This is a genomic window from Lacticaseibacillus sp. 22, assembly GCF_055413445.1.
On record NZ_JBVAYD010000003.1, the window covers coordinates 1 to 21,564 of the forward strand.

General features: G+C 47.2%; 17 protein-coding genes. 1 reads left to right on the forward strand and 16 read right to left on the reverse strand.

Annotated features, from left to right (window positions below):
• The 9 genes from ACWP87_RS02305 to mgtA all read right to left on the reverse strand — a co-directional run.
• Nucleotides 1–2,408, reverse strand: a 2,408-nt coding sequence (locus ACWP87_RS02305) for a pectate lyase-like adhesive domain-containing protein (protein ID WP_463843713.1), incomplete at its 3' end; no start/stop codon positions are given.
• A 333-nt stretch (nt 2,409–2,741) separates the two neighbouring features.
• Nucleotides 2,742–3,113 (reverse strand): KxYKxGKxW signal peptide domain-containing protein, encoded by a 372-nt coding sequence (locus ACWP87_RS02310; RefSeq protein ID WP_005688092.1) that lies wholly within the window; start codon nt 3,111–3,113, stop codon nt 2,742–2,744.
• A 149-nt stretch (nt 3,114–3,262) separates the two neighbouring features.
• Entirely contained in the window at nt 3,263–4,759 is a 1,497-nt protein-coding gene (locus ACWP87_RS02315) for a glycosyltransferase (RefSeq protein ID WP_005688090.1), read from the reverse strand.
• Nucleotides 4,756–6,309, reverse strand: coding sequence for a glycosyltransferase family 4 protein (locus ACWP87_RS02320; protein WP_005688088.1), 1,554 nt, complete (start codon nt 6,307–6,309; stop codon nt 4,756–4,758). Before ACWP87_RS02320 ends, ACWP87_RS02315 begins: the two co-directional genes overlap by 4 nt.
• Before the next feature lie 549 nt (nt 6,310–6,858).
• Nucleotides 6,859–8,232, reverse strand: a complete 1,374-nt coding sequence (locus ACWP87_RS02325) for an NAD-dependent succinate-semialdehyde dehydrogenase (protein WP_005688087.1) — start codon at nt 8,230–8,232, stop codon at nt 6,859–6,861.
• Between the two features lie 166 nt (nt 8,233–8,398).
• Nucleotides 8,399–8,944, reverse strand: coding sequence for a GNAT family N-acetyltransferase (locus tag ACWP87_RS02330; RefSeq protein ID WP_005688085.1), 546 nt, complete (start codon nt 8,942–8,944; stop codon nt 8,399–8,401).
• Nucleotides 8,945–9,044: 100 nt separating this feature from the next.
• Nucleotides 9,045–9,734, reverse strand: coding sequence for a 50S ribosomal protein L1 (rplA, locus tag ACWP87_RS02335; RefSeq protein WP_005688083.1), 690 nt, complete (start codon nt 9,732–9,734; stop codon nt 9,045–9,047).
• Nucleotides 9,735–9,830: 96 nt separating this feature from the next.
• Entirely contained in the window at nt 9,831–10,256 is a 426-nt protein-coding gene (gene rplK / locus ACWP87_RS02340; protein ID WP_005688081.1) for a 50S ribosomal protein L11, read from the reverse strand.
• 158 nt (nt 10,257–10,414) lie between these two features.
• Complete coding sequence (mgtA, locus tag ACWP87_RS02345) at nt 10,415–13,045, reverse strand: magnesium-translocating P-type ATPase (protein WP_015765040.1); 2,631 nt, start codon at nt 13,043–13,045, stop codon at nt 10,415–10,417.
• Between the two features lie 740 nt (nt 13,046–13,785).
• On the opposite strand from mgtA, the gene ACWP87_RS02350 reads away from it, so the two are divergent.
• Nucleotides 13,786–15,237: an amidase gene (locus ACWP87_RS02350; protein WP_014570019.1), complete on the forward strand. Its 1,452-nt coding sequence runs from the start codon at nt 13,786–13,788 to the stop codon at nt 15,235–15,237.
• A 157-nt stretch (nt 15,238–15,394) separates the two neighbouring features.
• On the opposite strand, the gene ACWP87_RS02355 is transcribed toward ACWP87_RS02350, so the two are convergent.
• The 7 genes from ACWP87_RS02355 to nusG form a co-directional block, all read right to left on the reverse strand.
• On the reverse strand, nt 15,395–15,931 hold the full coding sequence (locus tag ACWP87_RS02355) for a cob(I)yrinic acid a,c-diamide adenosyltransferase (protein ID WP_005686188.1): 537 nt from the start codon (nt 15,929–15,931) through the stop codon (nt 15,395–15,397).
• 15 nt (nt 15,932–15,946) lie between these two features.
• Entirely contained in the window at nt 15,947–16,489 is a 543-nt protein-coding gene (locus tag ACWP87_RS02360) for an ECF transporter S component (protein ID WP_005686187.1), read from the reverse strand.
• Nucleotides 16,486–16,878 (reverse strand): DUF4430 domain-containing protein, encoded by a 393-nt coding sequence (locus tag ACWP87_RS02365; protein ID WP_005686185.1) that lies wholly within the window; start codon nt 16,876–16,878, stop codon nt 16,486–16,488. The genes ACWP87_RS02360 and ACWP87_RS02365 overlap by 4 nt, the downstream gene beginning before the upstream one ends.
• A gap of 22 nt (nt 16,879–16,900) precedes the next feature.
• Entirely contained in the window at nt 16,901–19,147 is a 2,247-nt protein-coding gene (nrdJ, locus tag ACWP87_RS02370; protein WP_005686184.1) for a ribonucleoside-triphosphate reductase, adenosylcobalamin-dependent, read from the reverse strand.
• A gap of 307 nt (nt 19,148–19,454) precedes the next feature.
• Entirely contained in the window at nt 19,455–19,898 is a 444-nt protein-coding gene (locus tag ACWP87_RS02375; protein WP_005686183.1) for a nucleoside 2-deoxyribosyltransferase, read from the reverse strand.
• 174 nt (nt 19,899–20,072) lie between these two features.
• Nucleotides 20,073–20,918, reverse strand: coding sequence for an alpha/beta fold hydrolase (locus ACWP87_RS02380; RefSeq protein WP_005686181.1), 846 nt, complete (start codon nt 20,916–20,918; stop codon nt 20,073–20,075).
• A gap of 9 nt (nt 20,919–20,927) precedes the next feature.
• Nucleotides 20,928–21,482, reverse strand: coding sequence for a transcription termination/antitermination protein NusG (gene nusG, locus ACWP87_RS02385; protein ID WP_005686179.1), 555 nt, complete (start codon nt 21,480–21,482; stop codon nt 20,928–20,930).
• Nucleotides 21,483–21,564: the final 82 nt, after the last annotated feature.

The window sequence follows — 21,564 nt, forward strand, 5'->3', positions numbered from 1 at the left end:
TATGAACCGGCTTCACTGGCACTCGAACTTGCAGCACTAGCATACGCAGATGTTGCAGTCGATGCTTGACCCGCTTCGCTGGCACTGGAGCTTGCGCCACTTGCGTAATCAGTTAGAGACTTGATCTTATTCAAATCATCAAGTGCTTGACTTCTTGCTGTAGCTGCAGTCGCTTGTTTATTCTTGGAGTCGCTTTGAGCTGCACTAGCAACAGCAGCTGCACTACCCGCTGCTGCTGCATCACTCACTGCAACCTTGGCAGCAACTTGCGCTGTCGATAACGCTGCGCTCATGGCAGCCGCAGCGGAACTTGCTGCAGATGATGCAGTGGCATATCCCGAACTATCATTAGCAGCAGAAGCGGCACTGGCCTCAGAAGCGTAGGAATCATAAGCAGCGGCTGCAGAGTTTGCTGATGCATCAGCGTTACTTACGGCAGCAGCTGCAGATGACGCTTCACTAGCCGCGCTACTTGCCACGATTGCTGCGGACGCTGCCGCACTGGAACTAGCCGCAGCAGACTTGCTAGCTGCCAAAGCAATTTGCGATTGCTTCTCAGCATCACTGGCGAGAGACTTGATTTCCATATTATCAGCATGACTGCCAGCAATCGATTGCGCTTCACTTGCATAACTCGCCGCATCACTAGCAGCAGCACTTGTAGCCTTTGCCTGTGAAGCTGTGACATCAGCAGCACTATTGGCGTTGATTAAGCTGCCAGCTGCACTGGATGCCTGCTTTGGCGTTTCGGCATCGTTGATCACTACCGTCGCTGTTTTCACAATGAATCCAGCACTCGAAATAACTTCAAATGAAGCATTGGCAGGTAACGAAACCCCAGTCGGCAGTTCGTAACTCCAATTACCGTCCTTGTCCGCCTGTACCAAATATTTTGTACTATCATAGGAATTCGCAGTTAAGCTGCCTTCTGGAATCCCCTTTAAACCTGAAATCGTTACATAGGCTCCGGCAGTGGTTTTACCTGTAAGCGTTGTGGTTTCATCAGTAACTGGATTTACCTTAATAAAATTATCACTGGCACTGACGAACTCCAAGCTTTTGTCAGTCGCAAACGTGTCGGCAAGTGCTTTCCCGGATTGTTCATCTTCTGCTGTCTCACCTTCAACCGTAGCGGTATCTGAAGAAGAGCCATTCCCTTTTAGTGTATAGATAGCGGACTTATATGGCCCATAGGCATTCCCGTCATCCGGAATGATTTTCACATATTGACCTGTTAGCGTGCCGGTACCACTGACTTTAAATAAACTGCTGTCTGCGTCATCGTTATCGGTAATCTTAAAAAGAACGGATTTCGGCATATAGATGTTAATGTTGGCATCGTCACCGACTTTCAACAAATGCGCTTCGCCCGTGCCACCGTCAATGGTTAAGTTGGCCGTAGCATCCTGTGCAAAACTCAGTTGACCGTCATTTGCTACATTAATTGCATTGACACTCTTTGTCCCTGTACCCGTTACATTAAGATCCAAAGTGCTGCCACTTGCAACGAAGAAGCCTCCGGTACCTTTAATATTGATAAAGCCATAGCCAAGTTTAGGCGCACCATTTTGAGTGATCGTCATGTGCGATCCTTCGTTGAGGTTGACAGTTCCGGTACCGTCAATTCTTACCGGGATGTTTCCAGTTGCACCGGTAATGGATACCGTTGCATTCTTATCAACGGTTAGATTACCACCGTCTTCAATATAGATTGGTGCAAAGCCATCTTTCACAAGTGCATTTTTATTAAGGATAACGGTTGATCCATCCTTAAACTCAACGTTACCTCCCTGTGTATCAATCAATGCATTCGTACCACGTTCATTCGATTTGCTTGCATCCGTGCGTTGTAAGTTAACGGTTGCTCCCTTGTCAACAATAAATGAACCGCCATCATATACTTCAACGTTAGTCCCACCAGTAGTTGTCCCCGTGTAAGTAGCGCCAGGCAAAACCTCTAAATAACTAATTTGAAAGTTTTGCTGGTTGCCTAAGCCTTGGGTTGTCTGGGTTGATCCGTCCAGCGGGGAAACATAACTGCCCACTGACTGAATCTTTGTATTCCCCTTAATAAAGGCTTTTGTATAAATGCCATACATCAGTTGTGCACCTGTGTATGTGACATTATTGAACACTACCGAATGATCGATGCCGTCTTTCGGCTTACTGCCCTTGATAGTAACCGGGCCCCACCAACTGTAACCGTACATATTTAAATCGTTGATGGTAAATGATTCATTCTGACTACTTGTAGGATCAGCTTCGAAATACTTCTTTTGAAAATCAATTGTGTGGTTATTGCCATTAATAATTAGGTTTGGCCGATAAGCATACGATTGGCGATCACCACTAACATCCATAACAAAGTCGGACTGTACGTTGATGACACTTACCGTTGAATCGGCCATGGCTGCATCAAACTCTGACGCGGTGCTGACATCGGCGCTAGAAGCATCGTTTGATACCGCTTCATTAACTGGAGTTTGACCTTCAGATGTATTTGTTGCAGAGGCACTATTGGCGCTTGCACTTGTTACACTGGCGGCGCTGTTGCCTTCATTTGCCTGACTCGTAGTATCTGAACTACCACTTGACGTGCCGCCAACACCCTGACTCGCACGACCATCGCTGGCATCAACTGCACTACTGCTTAGAGCGCTGGTCGCTTTTTCGCCGTTACTGCCAGCACTGGCTAAACTAGTGCTTTTGATCTGGCCACTACTTTCAACGCTAGCACTACTTTAAGACGCACTGGCTGCGTTGGCACTACTTTGACTGCCGCCAATTTTACTATTAGTGGTCGTTGCCACATTAGCCGTGCTCGCTTTGGCTTGACCATCGCTCGCACTGCTGCTGGCTGTAGCTACACTTGCACTTGCTGATTTCAGGCTATTTGTTCCATTTTGACCACTACTGGCTCCCGATGAAGGCGCTTCGGTAAACTCTGAACTGTTGGGCGCTTGAGCATCAGCTTTAACCAAATTCGTCTGATAGGCGGTCCCCAAACCGATGCCGATGAAGAATAATGGAGCAATTAACCATTTCTTCTTTGCCTTAAACATCTTGAAACGCTTTTTCTCCACCAAAACATTTGCTCTATTTATCTTTTTCATACCCAAGATCCTCTCAATAAATAATGAGCAACCCACTTGATTTTTTACTTGTATTTAAAAATCCGGCTTAGAACTGTTTAAATAGTTTCTCGTGGTGCGATCATCCCCTTTCCTGAGTACTTGCAAGCAAAAGCGAACCGGGAGTCATCTCAAAAGAACGCTGATAATACTGACTTCCATGCACCGATGAAATCAGCTTCTGAATGTTGTTTTGCAGTACTTAAAGCACCAGCTTGTAATTTGTGATAAAGCCGATTATCTTGCAACACGACCAAAATCGCCTTGCCTAACTCGCTAGGCGTCATATTAACAACCGCCACCCCATTTTGTCTGTTCACTAACAGGTTATGCTTCAAGAAGTGGCATCCGTATGCAACCACTGGTATGCCATACGACATTGCCTCAAGACTATTCATACCGAAAGCTTCTGACTTCGCCGCAGAAACAAACAGCGTCGTCTTGTCCAAAATATCCTGATTGTCATTGCTATAGGCAACCAGATGAATCGCATCATCAAGTTTTTTCTTGTGGATTCTATCGCGGATCTCCCGGCGATAGGCCTCGTCTGAAAAATAACCTTTGAGGAACAGTTCAGCATCCGGACGTTCTCGGTGTACACGTTCAAACGCATCAACCAAATCCGTAATCTGTTTATCTGGAAAAAGACGCCCGATATACGCCAATCGTGGATGATCGGGTTGTATTTTCTTGGCTTTCGGCGTCTGTGCATAAGTATCCGGGGCAGCCGCAATGGTTAAGTGCGGATATTGAGTCTCAATCGCTTTAACTTGATCATGCGTAGGAAAAATAACGGTACTAAACGGATGCTGCTCGCTTAGTACCTCGTTGTAAATGACATTAGGTACGCGCTTCTTCCCTTCTCCTTTCAAGAACAGGTCACCTTCATGAATAAAAGCGAGCTTAGCAGTTGCATGGTTAACTTGCTTGACGGCAGCATCAAGCGTTCTGCGATCTGAAATCATGATTCCCGGATTGCCTTTACTAATTTCATTCAGGAAAAAACGGAACAGGTCATCTTCGGAATCAAATACATAATCATGTCCTTGATAATGAACCAACTTCCACATTGTCGGTGCAAGCTGACCATTTTTATTCATGTGGATAATCTCCAAAACCACATGGCCTTTCTGATCCAAAAACTTCTGTGCAGCCACGGTTCCATCGGGATTATAATTTTGTTCCATAGACTTAAACCCGCGCCAATCCCAGAATTCGGTTAACTCTTTGTGATCAAAGCGATCATAATAATCAATACTTCCAACTAATCCGACCGTCTCTGGCATGACAGTAATCTTTGCAAGCGTTCGACCTAACAGATCGATAGTTGTCGTATTATTGTCAATCCCAACGACATGATATTTCGTCAGGGGAATCGATTCGAGTAAGCGTAACTTCTGTTCTTTACGCTCAACCCCGACAACACCCTGAAAATAATCGTACATGTTGATATATGCATCTTTGTTAACTCCTGCACGCTTGGCATCCCGATACAAGAAGCGATTATAGTTCCGGAGTAGCAGTTTAGATTCAATGCCATTTTGATTGAAGGCTTTCAGGCGTTGCAGCTGCGAGAACTCAGTGCCGGAATTAAATGTGAAAACATTTTCACCAACCATGTAAATCATTTCGTCACCTTCCCCTCACTCTTTTGTGCATCCATTAAAACTTTGTGCCATTTCTTCCAAACATTTTCTTCAGAATATCTGTTAGCAGATTCGTATGCATTCGTACTCATCTGCTGCATCTTGTCACGATCGGATAGCAATAACTGAATCTTCTCCGCTAAGGCATGAATATCGCCATACGGAGTGACATACCCATTGATGCCGTCTTGCACGATTTCGTTTGGACCGTAGTTAACGTCATAGGTCACGCCGACAACACCATGCGAAATCGCCTCCAGTAATGAGAGATCAAAACCTTCCATGATAGAAGTTAAGCCAAAAATCTGGGCAGTATCATACGCACTTTCCAGATTTTCCGTGTAGCCTTTAAAAGTCACAACCCCTTCCAATGAAAGTTCTTGGATTGTTTTTTCGATTTTTCGTTTTTCAGCATAATGATTCGTTGCATCCGGGTAATCATACAAATCCAGCGTCACTTGCGGTATTTGTTTGTGGACGATGGCAATGGCTCGAACCAGATCATTCAGATTTTTTTCCGGTGCAATCCTAGCAACCGCGATGACTTTGCCGAATATTCGATTTTCCGACAGAATTCGCTGGCGGTGAAGCACGTCATCCGATACCACGCCAACAGGAACATGGAAGGACTTTTTGATGTAAGGGAAGCGTCTTTGAACATCAGCTGCCTGCTTTTTAGTTGCAGAAACAAATGCTGAATACTTCGCACCATTAACTAATGCAAATTCATAATTGTTATTCATAATCGAATCCATTGGCCGTTGCGCATCGCCAGCATGTGAATTATGTAGGTGCATAATCGTGTAAGCGGGTTTCTCTAGATGAATAAGCGCTTCATCCGCCAATAAAGACCGATCAAGGATAAAGACATTCTGGCCAGTTTCATTCATGTCATTAATAAAATGTTCAAAAAACGCATCAATCGTGTCAAACTGAAAAATTTTACCTTTGCGATCTGTCAGAATCCACCCAGTCTGCTTAAGCTTGCCATCTTCATTTTTCTTGTTAAATGCTCTGATTACCGGACGGCCATCCACCGTTAGCCATTCCTCGTTGCCAACCTTATTGTCTGGGGTATACCACTGAACCAATGATTTAAATCCGCGAACATCATAAAATTCAACTTGGTATAGATTCTCAACTCCGTCAAACAATTCGACAGAAACCACCTGTCTAGTGCCGCGAACATAGTTGATCCGCGCAGCCAATCGCCCATCAGCTCGTGAAACCAACATACGATTGTGCTCGTAATCATCGGAATATTGAAGATCTTTAAGTCCCAGGTCTACCTGCTCCGGTAACAACCGGACCGCGTCAACATGGCAGGCGTGCTGATAGTAATCAAACATGTTAACGAGGTGATCATCCGTAATTCCTGCATTGGCAGTGTTAGTATGTAGATCCCGTTCCCAATCCCGTAGAAGAAATACGTAAGGTTCACCATGCTTATCAAATAGGCGCTTGCGCTTTATCTGCGCATGCTCAATACCCGATTTGCTGGCAGGCATACCGAAATTGATGAAATAGTTCACTAGCAATCACTCCTAGACTCAAAAATAAACTTATCGAGAAAAATTGTGTTAGTTATGAAACGAATTCTGACTATTAATTAACCTTGTCCCCCGGAAGCGTTATCTATCCAATATAGGTGCTAACACGTCGGCCACTCAGAACCGTCACTGGCTAGAATTTAACTCATACCCTACACTAATTTCTGACTACTTATACAATACTAGCATTAAAAAATTTGTTAATATATAAATACAATGAAATCGATTCCACTTTTGAATTTTCCTCGAGCATATTGCACCATCCCCCTTTATAATCAGCGCCATATCAGCCATCCACAGGTTAAAAAAAATTTTCGAAAATTATTTTCCAAAAACCGATTCATCACCAAAAAAGCATGCCACCATAAGCTGTTCCTTGGTCTACAAATTTTTTCGCGCCAAATTCCAGTTATTGACTCATGCTTCTGACCATTAAAAAAGACTTTATCACGCCAAATGCGCAACAAAGTCTTTTCAAAGTTTCGTTATGATACAAAGGCGGTTTTTCACTTGAAACTCGTGCGGGCTAGATCACTGACGCAGCGCCCGGGTCACCGTTTGCTCATTGACAAACGTATACAGGCCTAAATCGCCAAGTTCACGACCATACCCGGAGTTCTTGACCCCGCCAAATGGAAGCTCAGCATTGTAACTTTGACTCTGATTGGCACCGACCATACCGGTTTCAATCTGCGCAGCGACTTCTGCCGCATGATTGGTATCACCGGCAAAGACTGCTCCGCCAAGGCCATAAGGAACATCATTAGCCAACGCAATCGCTTCTTCTTCGCTATGCACCTTATAAACGCAGGCAACCGGGCCGAATAATTCTGTCCGATACGCCGGATTGTCCTTGTCAATATCCGTTAAAATAGTCGGCCGGAAGAAGGCACCAGGCAAATCAACCGGTGTATTGCCGTAAACAACTTTGGCTCCGTGTTCAATGGCAGTATCAACCTGACCTTGCAGCTTATCTTTTGCCTTTTGACTGTTCAACGGACCCACATTGACTGATGGATCACTCGGATCGCCAATTTTGACGTTTTTAAAACCTTTCTTCAAGCCGGCAACAAAGTCATCGTAGTATTTATCCAACACAATAAACCGTTTGGAGCTGGTGCAAACCTGTCCGCAATTCATGAGGCGAGTTTTAATGGCTTCTGGAATCACGTGCTCAAGATCAGCCCCGTCCAAGACCAGAAAAGCATCCATACCGCCTAATTCCATCAGCGACTTCTTCAAATACTTACCTGCCAACGCCGCCACATGCGAACCCGCACCTTCTGAACCCGTCAAGCAGACACCGGCAACGCGCGGATCTTTAATAAAGGTCTCGGTATCATCATGCCCGATAAGTGCGATTTGGAAAGCACCCTTGTCAGCGCCGCCAGCCAGAACTGCTTTTTCAAATTCAAGGCCGCTAGCCGGAACATTGCTGGCAGGTTTAATGATCACCGCATTCCCCACCATAAAGTTTGGTGCGAAAACACGCATTAACTGGTAGTAAGGGAAGTTCCACGGTTCAACGCCAAACACAATACCACTGGCAACGTGATTGACCACCGCAGCCCCTGCAGTACTGTTAAGCGGTTGCGGCTGCAACAATGCCGGAGCCCGATCAGCGTACATATCCGCAATTTCAGCGCAAAGTTCAACTTCGCCTAACGCTTCTTCGGTCCGCTTACCCATTTCTTTGGTAATAATAGCCGCCATTTCATCGGCATTGTCGCGGAAATAAGCAGCAACCGCATGCAATGTTGCACTACGCGTTTCAGGGTCAAGATTACGCTGCTGCTTGTAAAAAGCATGCCCCGCCGTCAACATCTCACTAATTTGTGCCGATGTTGTGTTCGCATAAGTTTTCTCCAACGTGTTCGTGTTCGGATCAACGGTTTGATAAGCCATTTTTGTAAACGCTCCCTTCGTGTCCTTACTTAATCATAGCTTATTCAGAGGGTAGATGCCAACCGGATAAATTCCAAGACAGCGGATGAACCTTCGACGACAGATTGCCTGGCAAATTATCGTATCAACAAGCACCGAATAATCCGCTATCAACAAGTCGTCGGGCTCAAATACCCGTTGCAGCAGCTAACTGAATATGGTAAATGGCAAGCGGTTCAGTGTTTTGTCCGGGCAAAATTTCCTGTAAAACGCCGCCACTGGCCTCAATCGTCTTGCGGCTCGCCCAATTAGCCGATTTTGCCGTCACAATGACATAAGGTTCCCGGCGTTGCTGATAATAGCCTAACGCAAATTTGAGCAAGTTTTTCGCATAACCGTGGCCGCGCTGAGACGGAGCCACATGATAGCCAAAATGCCCACCGGTTCTGGCTAGCATCGGTGTCATTTCAGTCCGGCAGCGAACCCGCCCCAAGATGACGTTTTCCGAGTTAAACATGAAAAAAGCAAACTGCGGCACTAGCTCGGGTTTTTCGGGATTCTGATCGGCGGTTAGTACTGCCAACCTTGTCGTAAAGTCGGTTGCAGGCGTCAATTCGCGAACAATATTTTGACTGTAAGGATTTTGCTGATCGAAATTTAAAACATCGCGCCGAAACTCATTAAATGCATCCTCATCATTGGGTCGAAGCGAACGGATCGTGAACGATTCCATAGTAAGACCTCTTTTCGTAACTTGACGGTTCAGACTTAATTTACCGCAAAAGAAAAAGACCCGCTAGTCATAGCGAGTCTTAAAATATTCAATGAATGTTTTAGAAGTCTGTTGGGTTAACCTTGATGCCAGGTGCCATCGTTGAGGTCAACGTCAAACTCTTGATGTAAATACCTTTGGTGCTTGCTGGGCGAGCCTTCAGCACAATATCATTCATTGCTTTGAAGTTTTCAAGCAACTTGTCAGCATCGAAGCTCTTCTTACCGATTGGGGCATGGATGATACCAGCCTTGTCAACACGATAAGCAACTTGACCAGCCTTGATGTCATTAACAGCCTTGGCCGTGTCCATCGTAACAGTACCGGTCTTCGGGTTTGGCATTAAGCCTTTCGGGCCAAGAATCCGACCTAAACGTCCAACTTGGGCCATCATTGGTGGTGTCGCAACGGCAACATCAAAGTCCAACCAGCCGTCCTGGATCTTTTGCACAAGATCTTCGGCGCCAACAATATCAGCACCTGCATCTTCAGCAGCCTTAGCCTGATCGCCTTGGGCAAAAACAATAACCTTCGACGTTTTACCAGTTCCGTTTGGTAGCACAACAGCGCCACGGATCTGCTGGTCAGCCTGCTTTGGATCAACATTCAATCGATATGCAACTTCAACGGTTTCGTCGAACTTTGCAAAGTCGATTTTCTTAAGCAGATTAACTGCTTCTTCAGGGGTATACTGCTTGGTCGCATCAACGGCCTTAGCAGCCTCTAAATACTTTTTACCTTTTTTAGCCATTCTGGGTTTTCCTCCTTGCAAATGTGGTCACTGGGAGCATTTTACTCCCTTCCACCTGATTGCCTCAGTTTTCACTGAGAATCCGAACAGTGCGGCCTAGTCTTCGACTTCGAAGCCCATGGAGCGAGCTGTTCCTTCAACCATGCGCATTGCCGCTTCAACATCGGCAGCGTTAAGGTCTTGCATCTTTGTTTCGGCGATTTCCTTAACCTGAGCTTTGGTTACCTTAGCAACCTTCTTCGTGTTCGGTTCGCCGGAACCATGTTCAACACCAGCAGCTTTCTTCAGTAGAATAGCAGCCGGCGGGGTCTTGGTTACGAAATCAAATGAACGATCTTCATAAACCGTGATAACAACCGGGATAATCATGCCAGCCTGATCAGCTGTCCGTGCATTGAAATCCTTGGTGAACCCCATAATGTTGATACCGGCTTGCCCAAGTGCAGGGCCAACCGGAGGAGCTGGGGTTGCTTTCCCAGCAGGAATTTGGAGTTTGACAATGTTTGCTACTTTTTTAGCCACGAGACATACCTCCTTAAGTCCGTGATGTGGTTATGATGGCCAGAATTTTTGACCTCCCACGCGTATGCTGAAAACATACTCGAATAGATTACCATGTTGGACGATAAAAGGCAAGAAGAACCGGCACATCCCTGCGTTTTATCTGTTCCCAAAAACCTTCATAACCACGGTCGTCCGCGCTTTAGGTAAATTCTTTTAACAGTTTCAACCAATATCAAATAGACAAGAATAATGACGGCAGCTCCGGGCCAGTAAGTGACTGGTAAAATACCGAAATCAAATGCCTGATGGAATGGCGATAGAATGATGAAAAGGCCAACTAACAAAGCCATCATGGTTGACAAGATGACAATAGCTGAGGCTGGTGACCGCCAAAATGGTGTGTGACGAGTACGTAACACATGAACCACCAGCGACTGCGTAAACAATCCAACCACAAACCAACCCGCTTGAAATAGATGCTGCGCCGACACACTGGCGGCGTGAGTTCCAACGCCAAGCCCGAACCATAGAAATAGGAAAGTCGTGATATCAAAAATCGAACTTAGCGGTCCAAAAGTCAATGTGTAGCGCAATAATCCCTTGGCTCGCCATGGTGTCGGTTGCGCTAAGGTTGCTTCATCCACATTGTCCCATGGAATCGTCATTTGCGAGGTATCATAAATCAGATTTTGAACCAGCAATTGAATGGCCAGCATCGGTAGGAAAGGTAAAAAGATACTCGCCACCAACACCGAAAAAGCATTACCGAAATTAGACGCAATGGTCATTTTAATGTACTTCATAGCGTTAGCATAAACGCGACGGCCTTCTAGAATCCCATCTTCCAACACCAGCAAGCTTTTTTCTAACAAAATAATGCCGCTTGCATCTTTGGTAATATCGGCAGCTGTATCCACGCTGATGCTGACATCCGCTTCACGCAACGCTGCAGTATCATTGATGCCATCACCCATGTATCCGACTGTGTGACCGGCCGCACGCATGGTTTTAATGATTCTGGCTTTTTGCATCGGACTTAGTTTCACAAACAAATCCGTGGTCTCAACTGCCTGTCGCAACGCGCTATCATCCATGGCGTCAACGTCATTACCGGTTGCAACAAGCTGATTGGCAATTCCTACTTCCTCAGCAACATGCTGCGTAATAATGGCGTTATCGCCGGTCAGAACCTTAACCCGGACACCATGCGCGCCTAACAACCCAATTGCTTCTTTTGCATCGGGTTTGGCCGGATCAAGAAAACCCAGAAAACCAGCCAAAACCATATGCTGTTCATCCGACGGCGTATAAATTTCCTGTTGATGGACGTCTTGACGATATGCCACGACAATCATGCGCATACCTTGACCACTCATGGCCGCGTTAGTTTGTTTAAGTTTTCGGATCCGCTCAGGTGTCAGCGGCAGCACATCACCATTGAGTTGCACTCGGTCACAAACCGCCAGCATTTCTTCAAAGGCGCCTTTTGTGATCATCCATTGATGCGCATCGTTAGCAACGACAACCGTCAGTCGGCGGCGTTCAAAATCAAACGGAATCTCATCAATTTTGGTCAGCCCGCTTGGTAAATCGGTTAAAAGATGCTGATGCTCACGGGCATAATCCACCACTGCAGTATCCATCAAGTTGTGCCACCCGGTTTGATAATTAGCATTCATATATGCCATCCGCAACACTGCCGGATCGGTTTCGCCCGTAGCATCAACATAGCGCATCACAACGACCCGGTCCTCAGTGATGGTCCCGGTTTTGTCCGTGAAAAGCGTATCAATTGCGCCAAGATTTTGAATGGCGTGCAGTCGTTTCACAATGACTTTCCGCTTCGACATCGCCAACGCCCCTTTTGCCAGGTTACTGTTGACAATCATCGGCAGCATTTCCGGTGTCAGTCCGACCGCCACCGCGATGGCAAAAAAGAATGCCTGGGACCAATCGTGCTTGGTAATACCGTTAATGACAAAGACCACCGGCACCAGCACCAACATCATGCTAATTAAAACCCGGCTAATGGCGCGCATCCCTTGCTCAAAACTGGTCGGCGCCGGCTTATCGCTAATTTGACTCGCCATGTCGCCAAAATAAGTCGCGTCTCCCGTTTTTAGAATAACGGCCGTCCCCGATCCGGAAATTACATCAGTTCCCATAAAAACGAGATTAGGAGCATCAAACAAGCTTTGTTCATCGCTTAAATTCGCCGCGCCTGCTTTCTTCTCTACCGGCATCGCTTCACCAGTAAACGACGACTGATTGACAAATAAATCATGAGTCGCAACTAAATAGGCATCAGCCGGGATCATATCACCGGTCGCCAGCTGAACAATGTCACCAGGCACCACTTCATCCATGGGGTGCTCTTTGGTTTCACCGGCACGTGTGATCGCCGTGGTATTGGCAATCAAGGCCGCCAATGCATGACTTTCCTTTTGAGAACGGTATTCCTGCCAAAAATGAATGGACACCGATAAGATAATCATCAAGCCCATCATTCTGGCGCCGTCATAATCCGCAGTCATGGTTGAGACTGCACACAACAATAGCAATACCCAGACAAAGGGTTCATTGAATGCAGCGAATAAAATTAAATACCACGGGCGCGGATGTTGGGTAACAACCGTGTTGGGGCCGTCCTGTTCAAGCCGTTCTGCTGCCTCTTGTGAAGACAAACCCGCTTCTTGCGTCTTCAAAGCTGCAAAAATGGCTTGTGGTTCTTGCTGGCTGTACCGTGTCAGTGCAGCAGTTTTCTCCTGAGTCGAAGCATCGCGCCTCGATATGGTTTTATTGAACATCATTATTTGTTATATAAACTGTGGAAGCATGCCGCTATGACACGAATTAAAGCTTTATATCGTTCCTCCTCATAAATTTGACGTATGCATGTCGTCTCTAGCAAGCATCCGCGAGACACTTACTGGTTTCATCATACTTGGCAAGGTTTCAGAGCCCATGTTGCTTAATAACAGCTCATCAATACATTTCGCCATTGAGTTTGTTTTGACCACATGAGCACCTTCCACTTAATGATTGCACTCATGTCTGCGTGGGTGCCGCGTCGCTATTATCCATAAACTGCCATTGTTTCCTCACTCCCTCGTTTTCATGCCTTAGCCGAAAAAATATAACGGTCTAAAACAATTAGCTTTACTCAAAGCTTAACTTGACGGTAAGATGGTTGTCAAAGGTAACTAAAAATAACTGCTGTCAGGGAAACAAAAGGCGCTTGTTGGCATGAGGTCTAACCGCGCCGGCTCGCGCTTCGACCATAACGCGCTCACCAGCCCAGAAACCTGCGTGTAAGGACCTCGAACGCGACGGCCAAGCCCGGGCCATCACGCCCGAGGCCGCTTACACTCCGGTTTCTAACCGGGCTGGTTCACGCTCACTTTCTATAACGCGCTCCCCGGCGCAGAAGTCTGCGTGTAAGGACCTTGGTCGCAATGGCCAAAGCCCGGCCATCACGCCCAAGGCCACTTACACTCCGACTTCTAACCGCGCCGGCTCGCGCTCACTATCTTTTTGGAGGCTAAACATGATTTCTTCAGCATTAGCTCAAGCCGCGGCTGTTCGTGCAGGTACCGTGACGAGTGGTGACTTGATTGACATGACTGCAAAAAAATTAACCACGCGCAATCTGCAACTGAATGCGGTAACGTGGACGAGGTTTGATGCGGCAAAGCATGAAGCCGCGGCACTCACGGATACTGGTCAGCCTTTTTTCGGGGTCCCTTTGTTTTTGAAGGGACTCGGTCAAAGCCTCGCCTGCGCTCCAGAAACGGGCGGCAGTCGCCTTTTTAAAAATGCCAAGGCAACCCGTACGAATAACTTTGTTCAGGCCTTGCAAAGACTGGGTTTCATCATTGTCGGTCAAAGTAATGTGCCGGAATTCGGATTTAAAAACATTACCGATGCTGCACTTTACGGACCGGCGCGAAATCCTTGGAATCTGGCCTACTCACCGGGTGGCTCTTCCGGCGGTGCTGCAGCGTTGGTTGCCGCAGGAATTAGCCCGCTCGCAGCCGGTTCTGACGGTGGCGGCTCTATCCGCATCCCCGCTTCATTTTCTGGACTGATCGGGTTAAAACCAACGCGCGGCCGTGTTCCCACCGGTCCCGATGAATGGCGCGGCTGGCAAGGCGCCTCCATTAATTTTGCCTTGACCCGGACGATGGCAGATACCGAAGCGCTCTTACGCGGTTTAGCCACTACTCAATTAGCCGCACCGTTTATTGCCCCACCACTGCGGCTTGATCAAGTCAACGACACGCGACCGTTAAGAATCGCTTACACAACGCAATCTCCCGTGGGCACACCGGTCAGCAGCACCGCCATAACTGCCGTCGAAAAAGCTGTCGATGCGTTGCGCGCTGCAGGGCATACGGTGACCGAAGCCGCTCCGGATGTAGACGGTGTTGCGCTCATGCAGGCTTATTATCTGATGAATGGTGGCGAAACGGCTGCCATGTTCCAAGCCTACACCGATCAAACCGGTCGGACGGTTACGCCTAACGATATCGAGTTAATCACTTGGGCCATTTACCAAGCAGGGTTGCACACCACCGCCGCTGATTACAGCCGGTCATTAGGCATCTGGGATCGGGCCGCTGAAGCTTACAGTCGATTTCATGAAACTTACGACTTGCTGTTAACCCCGACCACCGCCAAAACCGCCCCGCGCATTGATGCCGCGTTACAATCACCAGCGATCATTGAAAAAATGCACCACGCAGCCGAGCTTGACCCAAGCGAACAACAAACGCTGATCTGGGATTTATTCGAACCCAGTCTCACCTATTCACCATTCACGCAACAAGCGAACTTAACCGGCGCCCCAGCCATCAGCTTGCCGACCGCTATTTCAGATGAAGGCCTGCCACTAGGGATCCAATTTACCGCCGCCAAGGGTCGTGAAGATCAACTTCTACGGATCGGCTATTGGTTTGAACAACACCATCTTTTGAAAATGTTGCCAGTAGCGGAATAAGGTCGCCAGCCGCAAGCCAATCTTCGCAAGCGACAGGATAGCTTTTAGTTAAAAATACGTTCCACTATCACAGTATGCAAAAAGCCTTGGTCCAATTTTTCGGATCAAGGCTTTTTACTTGCCGGTCTTTTCAAACTAACGATCACGCTAACCTTGTTTACTTACTTTTCACCTCAGCAACGCCTGCTTTGAAGTTGACATAGCGTGCCAACGCAAAAAGATAGTCAGATAGCCGGTTGCTATATTGCAATGTGACGGCGCTCAAAGTGTCATCTTTAGTAGCTAATTGATCCAATGACCGTTCTGCGCGCCGGGCCACTGTTCTGCCGTATTGTAACGCGGCTGCTAGCGGATGTCCGCCTGGCAAAACAAACGCTGTGATATGGGGAACGGCGGCCATCATTTGATCAATCGCATCTTCTAGTGCTTTCACATGTGCTTCTGTGATCGTTTGGTGCCGCGGAACCGCAATATCCGCCAGCAGCTCATATAATTCCCGCTGCCGTGTTTCCAATGCCTCCGTAAGCCAGTTAAATCCTGGCATTGCCTGCGCTTGAGCAGCAACATAGCCGAGCCACGAATCGAGTTCATCAAGTTCGCCTAGTGCCACAATCTGCGGATCGTATTTTGGCACCTTCTTACCGTTAATCTGTTTGGTCGCACCGTGATCCCCGACTTTTGTGTATAGCTTCATGACTGCCTCCTGTCTTCAACCCTGATGAGAAAAGCGTTTCAATCCCTGTTGCAAAACCAGCACCACTATCGGATAAAACACGAGATTTCCAATGGCGTGATAAGTATCAAACAATAAACCACTTAAATAATAAGCCCAAAAGCCAAGACCATTCAAACTACCAATGACCGCCATTCCTAAACTAACGATGAACCCGTATAAGTAGCCAAGCAGACCGGCTATCCCAATCTGAAGCCAAAGTGTGCGCCGAATCAGTGGTATCAACGTTACGATAACTTGAACCACGACTAGGCACATCGCATAAGCAACAATCTGTGGCAACGTCCACAAGCCAAATCCTAAAATCAGATTTGAAACCACCAAGGTACTCATGGTCAAAGCAATGCCCCACCGAATTCCCAGTAGCAGCGTTGTCACCATCAAAATATCCGTGACGGGCTGAACATTAGGAATCGGTACTTTAATAATGCGCAAAACCGTACACAAGGCGGTTAATAAACCAAGCAAAGCCACCGCCCGGACAGGCGATGGCTTTTTGGCTGCTACTGGCAACTTCATTTAGTCACACTCAAGTCAAACACAACTTTATCATGGTTCTTAACCGGTTGCTGCGAGGCACCTTTTTTAGCCATCTTGCCATTGATGGTGTACAGCCAGTATGTTTTCTTGGCAACATTTTGCTTCTTGCCAGCGATCTCGGTGATGAAGCCCTTGGAAGCCTTGACTTTCCAGCCCTTCTTCAAACCGGTCATAACAACAGATTTTTTAGGTTGCGTAATTTTCTTATTCGCAAATGCCTTACCGTTTTCCTTCAGTTGATACGTGACCACAATCTGATTGGGTTTGCTGCTGCTTTTGGCCGTACTGCTAGCACTGCTGCTGCACCCGGTAAGAACCAACATCGCAGTGAAGAAGACAACCAGTGACCGTAAAACTTTCTTTAACATGAACCTACATCCTCCGTATCGTTTATTTAATCGGGCAAGCACCGCCAGCACAATCGGTTTGATCCACTAATTCGAGATCTTTTTGATCATGATCGGCATTTTGAGCCGCAAAAACCGCTGCAACCGAACCGTGAATCTGTTGGCATTTCTGCTTGTAAGTCTGGACGTCAATTGGCTCTTTTGGTGCTTGTTTAAAGCCTGCGCCAACGTATGGCAGCATTGACGTGGACTTGATGACATGCCGATATTGTGATAATAAGTCAGCAATCTGGTCAGCTTCTTCAGGCTGGAAGGTCACGGTGCAACTCACCGCATTATCAGACCAGTACGTTTGCAAGAACGCTTGGGTGGCAATTTGTTCGGCAATCGAAACCGTGCCTGCCGAAGCAAATGCCGGATCATCCGCATGCGCTGCACGAATCGGAAATTCAACGACCATCGTATTTTTAGTGTAAACATCCGGTTCAATGTGATAGCCGCATGCCTTCAGTGCCGGCAATAGCGGATCATTGGCCTGGAACCGAATCCGTTGAATCAAATAACCGGCATAATGGAAATGCATGCCTTCGGAAACACCCGCCAATTTAGCCACAGTTCCGGATGGTTTAACGGTTGTGTGCTTGCGCGACGGTTCGCATCCCAAGGCTTCAGAATAAGCTTTATCCGCGTTGACCACCGTACGATAAAGCCCATCAACCGCTTGTTTAATTTCCGGATCATAAACCGGTTTCTCAACCATTTTACCCGTATGCGGATCAACAACCGGTTCAAATCCGGAAACAACTCGATGACCGAAATCATCCAGGAACCAGTCTTGAATCCCGGACATCGAAATGCCGATTCGCCGGTTCTTCTTGATAATATCGCGTGAAACCTGCCAGTCGTAGTTGCTAAAGGTGACCCGTTTAGCATAACGCGCAGCTAACGTGAAGGCCTGTTTTAGCTTCCAACCTTGCTGCACGGCCACAACCGGGAATACTTCAAATAAATTGCAGGGCTCACCGTTGGCCAAAGAAATTTCGCCGCAAGGATTTGTCCCTTCGACATCCGGATCATTGGCGGCATTTTCGCCATCGACAATGCGTCCATAGCGCCGGGACAAGTCGAGATTGACAATGCCTGGTTCGCCATTTTTGGCAATCGCCGTCGCAATCGGTGCATAGGCTTCAAACTGGGTATCAATCGCAACACTGTTATTCGATGCCCAACGATGATGATACAGTTGCTTTTGATCCTGCTTCATGGTGATAAACGCATCATCATCAGCTGAACCTAACGACATTTCGGCAGAACGGCGAACATTACCTGCGACAACGGTTTTACCAATCAGATTACCAATATCGGTTGCATCAACCGCCGTCAAATGCTTACCAACTCGCGCATTAAGCACGTTATTGATATCCTGCAACATTTCAACTAACGGCATGGGCCCTGAAGCCGTACCGCCAAAGCCATGAATGCGCGCGCCTTTTGGTCGAATATTGGTAATGTCTAATACCAATTTCGTTTGGCCACTAGGATTAGTTGCGGCAAAATGGTGATCAATCACCTTGGCATTGGCCAAAACCCAGCCTTCGCGCGTATCCGGCAAAACATACCGATCGTTGCGTTCGGTTGCATGGGCTTGTTCCCATGCTTGTCGATCAACCGCGCCCATCTTAAGTGAAGCTTCATAACTGGCGCTGCGCCGATCAATGACAATCGTCAAATCAACCGCACTGGCTACTGGTGGCAACTTGGCGATATTGTCTTTGGTGACGGAAAAACCAACACCGCCGCCTTTCATCAATTCATCAAACATGAAGGAATATGGCATCGAAACAGCAGGCTGATCAGCAGAAAAATCGGCTGGTACAATGTGTGAATCGCCATATGGTTGGGGACGAATCGCAATAAACCAGCAATTATTCAATGCATCGCCATTACGCTTTTGATAATCCGTTCCGGAAATCCAAAGGTTACGGCCAGATGGCGTGCCTGCCAACCCATAAATAAGTTTGAAAAGATTGCGCGCCTCTTTTTGCAAGGCCGTTACTACTTTAGGATCCGGATCCGCAGTATGTAAACGCGGATCAAGGTTAATATTGCCTTCAACAACGCGCTTGACGGTTTCATCCCAATTTTCGGTTCGCTCTTCATTCGGCAGCCACCGCGCATAGGTCCGCTTGTAGGTTACCCAGCCAAGCTCCCCCCAGTGCGGCTTAATTTCTTTCTTAACCTCGGCAATGAATTCAGGCGCCAAGGTGATCGGTTTCATCATAACTTGCATATCCGTCCCTCCCGTATACAAGATATGGTATAGCCAAACGAATCTAATATCAAGATATAGATTAATCAATAACAATTCGTTAATGCTGGCGATGACCGGTCAAACAGAGAATGGCGGGCTTTTAAAAAATTCAGGATGACATTAAAAAAGCCAGCGTCACATCACGCTAGCAAGTTATCAGTTATCACCATAACGCGCTCCGATGCAGAAACCTGCGTGTAAGGATCTTGGTCGCAATGGTCAAAGCCCGACCATCACAACCAAGGCCACTTACACTCCGGTTTCTAAGCAGCCCTGTTCACGCTCACTAAAACACCGGTCCCACATAAGGACGAACGAGCACATGATCTAAATCCAGTGTTTTCAGCTCGGCAATATCTGTTACAAAACAAGTAATGGAGCCGGCGAGCATCAGGTTCATTTTCATGTCCGTCAGTTGTAGCGCCACAATTGGCATGTGGTGCGCATACGCATAGCCGATTTCAAAGGCGGTTCCCGGATCAGGGTCTTCGCCAATATAATCCAAAATCGCGACCATCACCGTTGCTTGGTGCAAGCCGCGAATATCTTCACCAAAAACCTGTCGCTGCCAAGCTGGTGAATTTTCCGTCAAACCTGCTTTGTTAGTATCATCGCGTGGTGAAAAAATACCGCTAACGGACTCATTTTCATTTAAGGCCGCTAATACCTGATTCAACCGCTTTGTCTGAGCGGGGTCAAAAAAAGGAGCGGCAAGATAGACTTGGGCCATATTTTCCTCCTAGCAAGCATTGCGGCAACTCTATTGTCGCCAATGCCTTATTTCCGGTGACAGCAACTTGCGGGTAAAACATAAGGAACCTTGGCCATCATGGTCAAGGTTCCTAAGCAATGCCAAAAATAATGTGCCGTTGCTTATCGCGCAACCGATATCTTCTGACAATAGCTAAAAATCGCGTTGCTGCTGCCATAAATATTCAACAATATCATGATCAACGAGGCGATTCTCATGGAGCAAACTGTGGGCTGCCCGTGGTCCGCGAATGACGACCTCCGTATAGTCCTTGATCCGATCCTTCACCAGATAACGCACCGCAAAGCTGCTGTTAATCGCAACCTCACCGTCATGGCGACCTCCAAGCATCAAGTCTCCGGCAATATTTAGCCATCGCAGATCAGCAGGAAGATTGTCAATGGTTCGCTGAAATTGCTGATAAATAGGGGCTGTGTGTTCCGGTCCCTGGCGCGTCAATGACCAGTTTAGAATCGGTGAGCGCTGAGCAACTTCTAAGTCATTCATAGGCGCAGCAATAGTGACTAGGTTGGCGACTGGCACAGCTGGTTTGCTTAATAAATACAACACTGCCGTCACACCGCCCATTGAGTGTCCAATCAGATTAAGCTGACTGAAAGCTTGTTGCGCCTGTAAAGCCGTAATCACGTGATTTAATCCGCGTAATTGCGCAGCTGGGCGTACGGTTTTATCGGTGAATAGCACTTGCACCGCAGCATGATGATTCAAGTTCAACCGACCACGCAAACGCACCCTGCCATCAGGGGCAACAATCGCGACAACATCTTTACTCAAGCCATAACGACGCTGCATACGCCACAACATATGGCCGAATGAATACCGCGTACCTAAATGGCCGGGGATGAACAAAGTCGGCGTTGCATCCATGACTAATGGCACCGGCGCATATCCGGGACGACCCAGTAATATAAAGTCTGCTAAACCGCCCGCAATCACAACAGTGCCAACTGCAATCACGAGCCAAAACCAGCTGCTCATGAGCCTTGCCTACAGTTTGTCGACTTGATCAAAATCCAGTTCAGCAGTGACTTCGCGGTCAAACATTTCGGTCACGACTTTGAGCTTCATCTTGTCTTTATCAACAGCGGTTACTTTACCATGCATCCCGGTAAAGGCCCCATCGATAATCGTAACGGGTTCGCCCACATCAAACTCAACATCCTGATGCCGTGTGCTCATGCCCATTGAATGCAAGACACTTGCAACTTCTTCAGGCAACAATGGCGCCGGCTTTGAACCTGCACCATGGGAACCCACGAAACCGGTAACGCCAGGCGTGTTCCGCACTACGAACCATGATTGATCCGTCATGACCATTTCGACTAACACGTACCCCGGGAAGGTCTTCTTCATTTCGATCTTCTCTTTGCCGTTCTTTTGCTCGTGTTCTTCTTCTTCCGGAACAACTACCCGGAAAATATAATCATCCATATTCATACTGCTGGTCCGTTGTTCAAGGTTTGTCTTCACCTTATTTTCATAACCAGAATAAGTGTGCAAGACATACCAACGTTTCTCTGCTGATGTAACTGTTTCAGCCATAATGTTCTCCTTTTAGTGTTTTGAGTCAAAATAAAAAACCGTCATCGAAGGCGGTTTTGCGCTGCTCATAGTATAGCAAAAA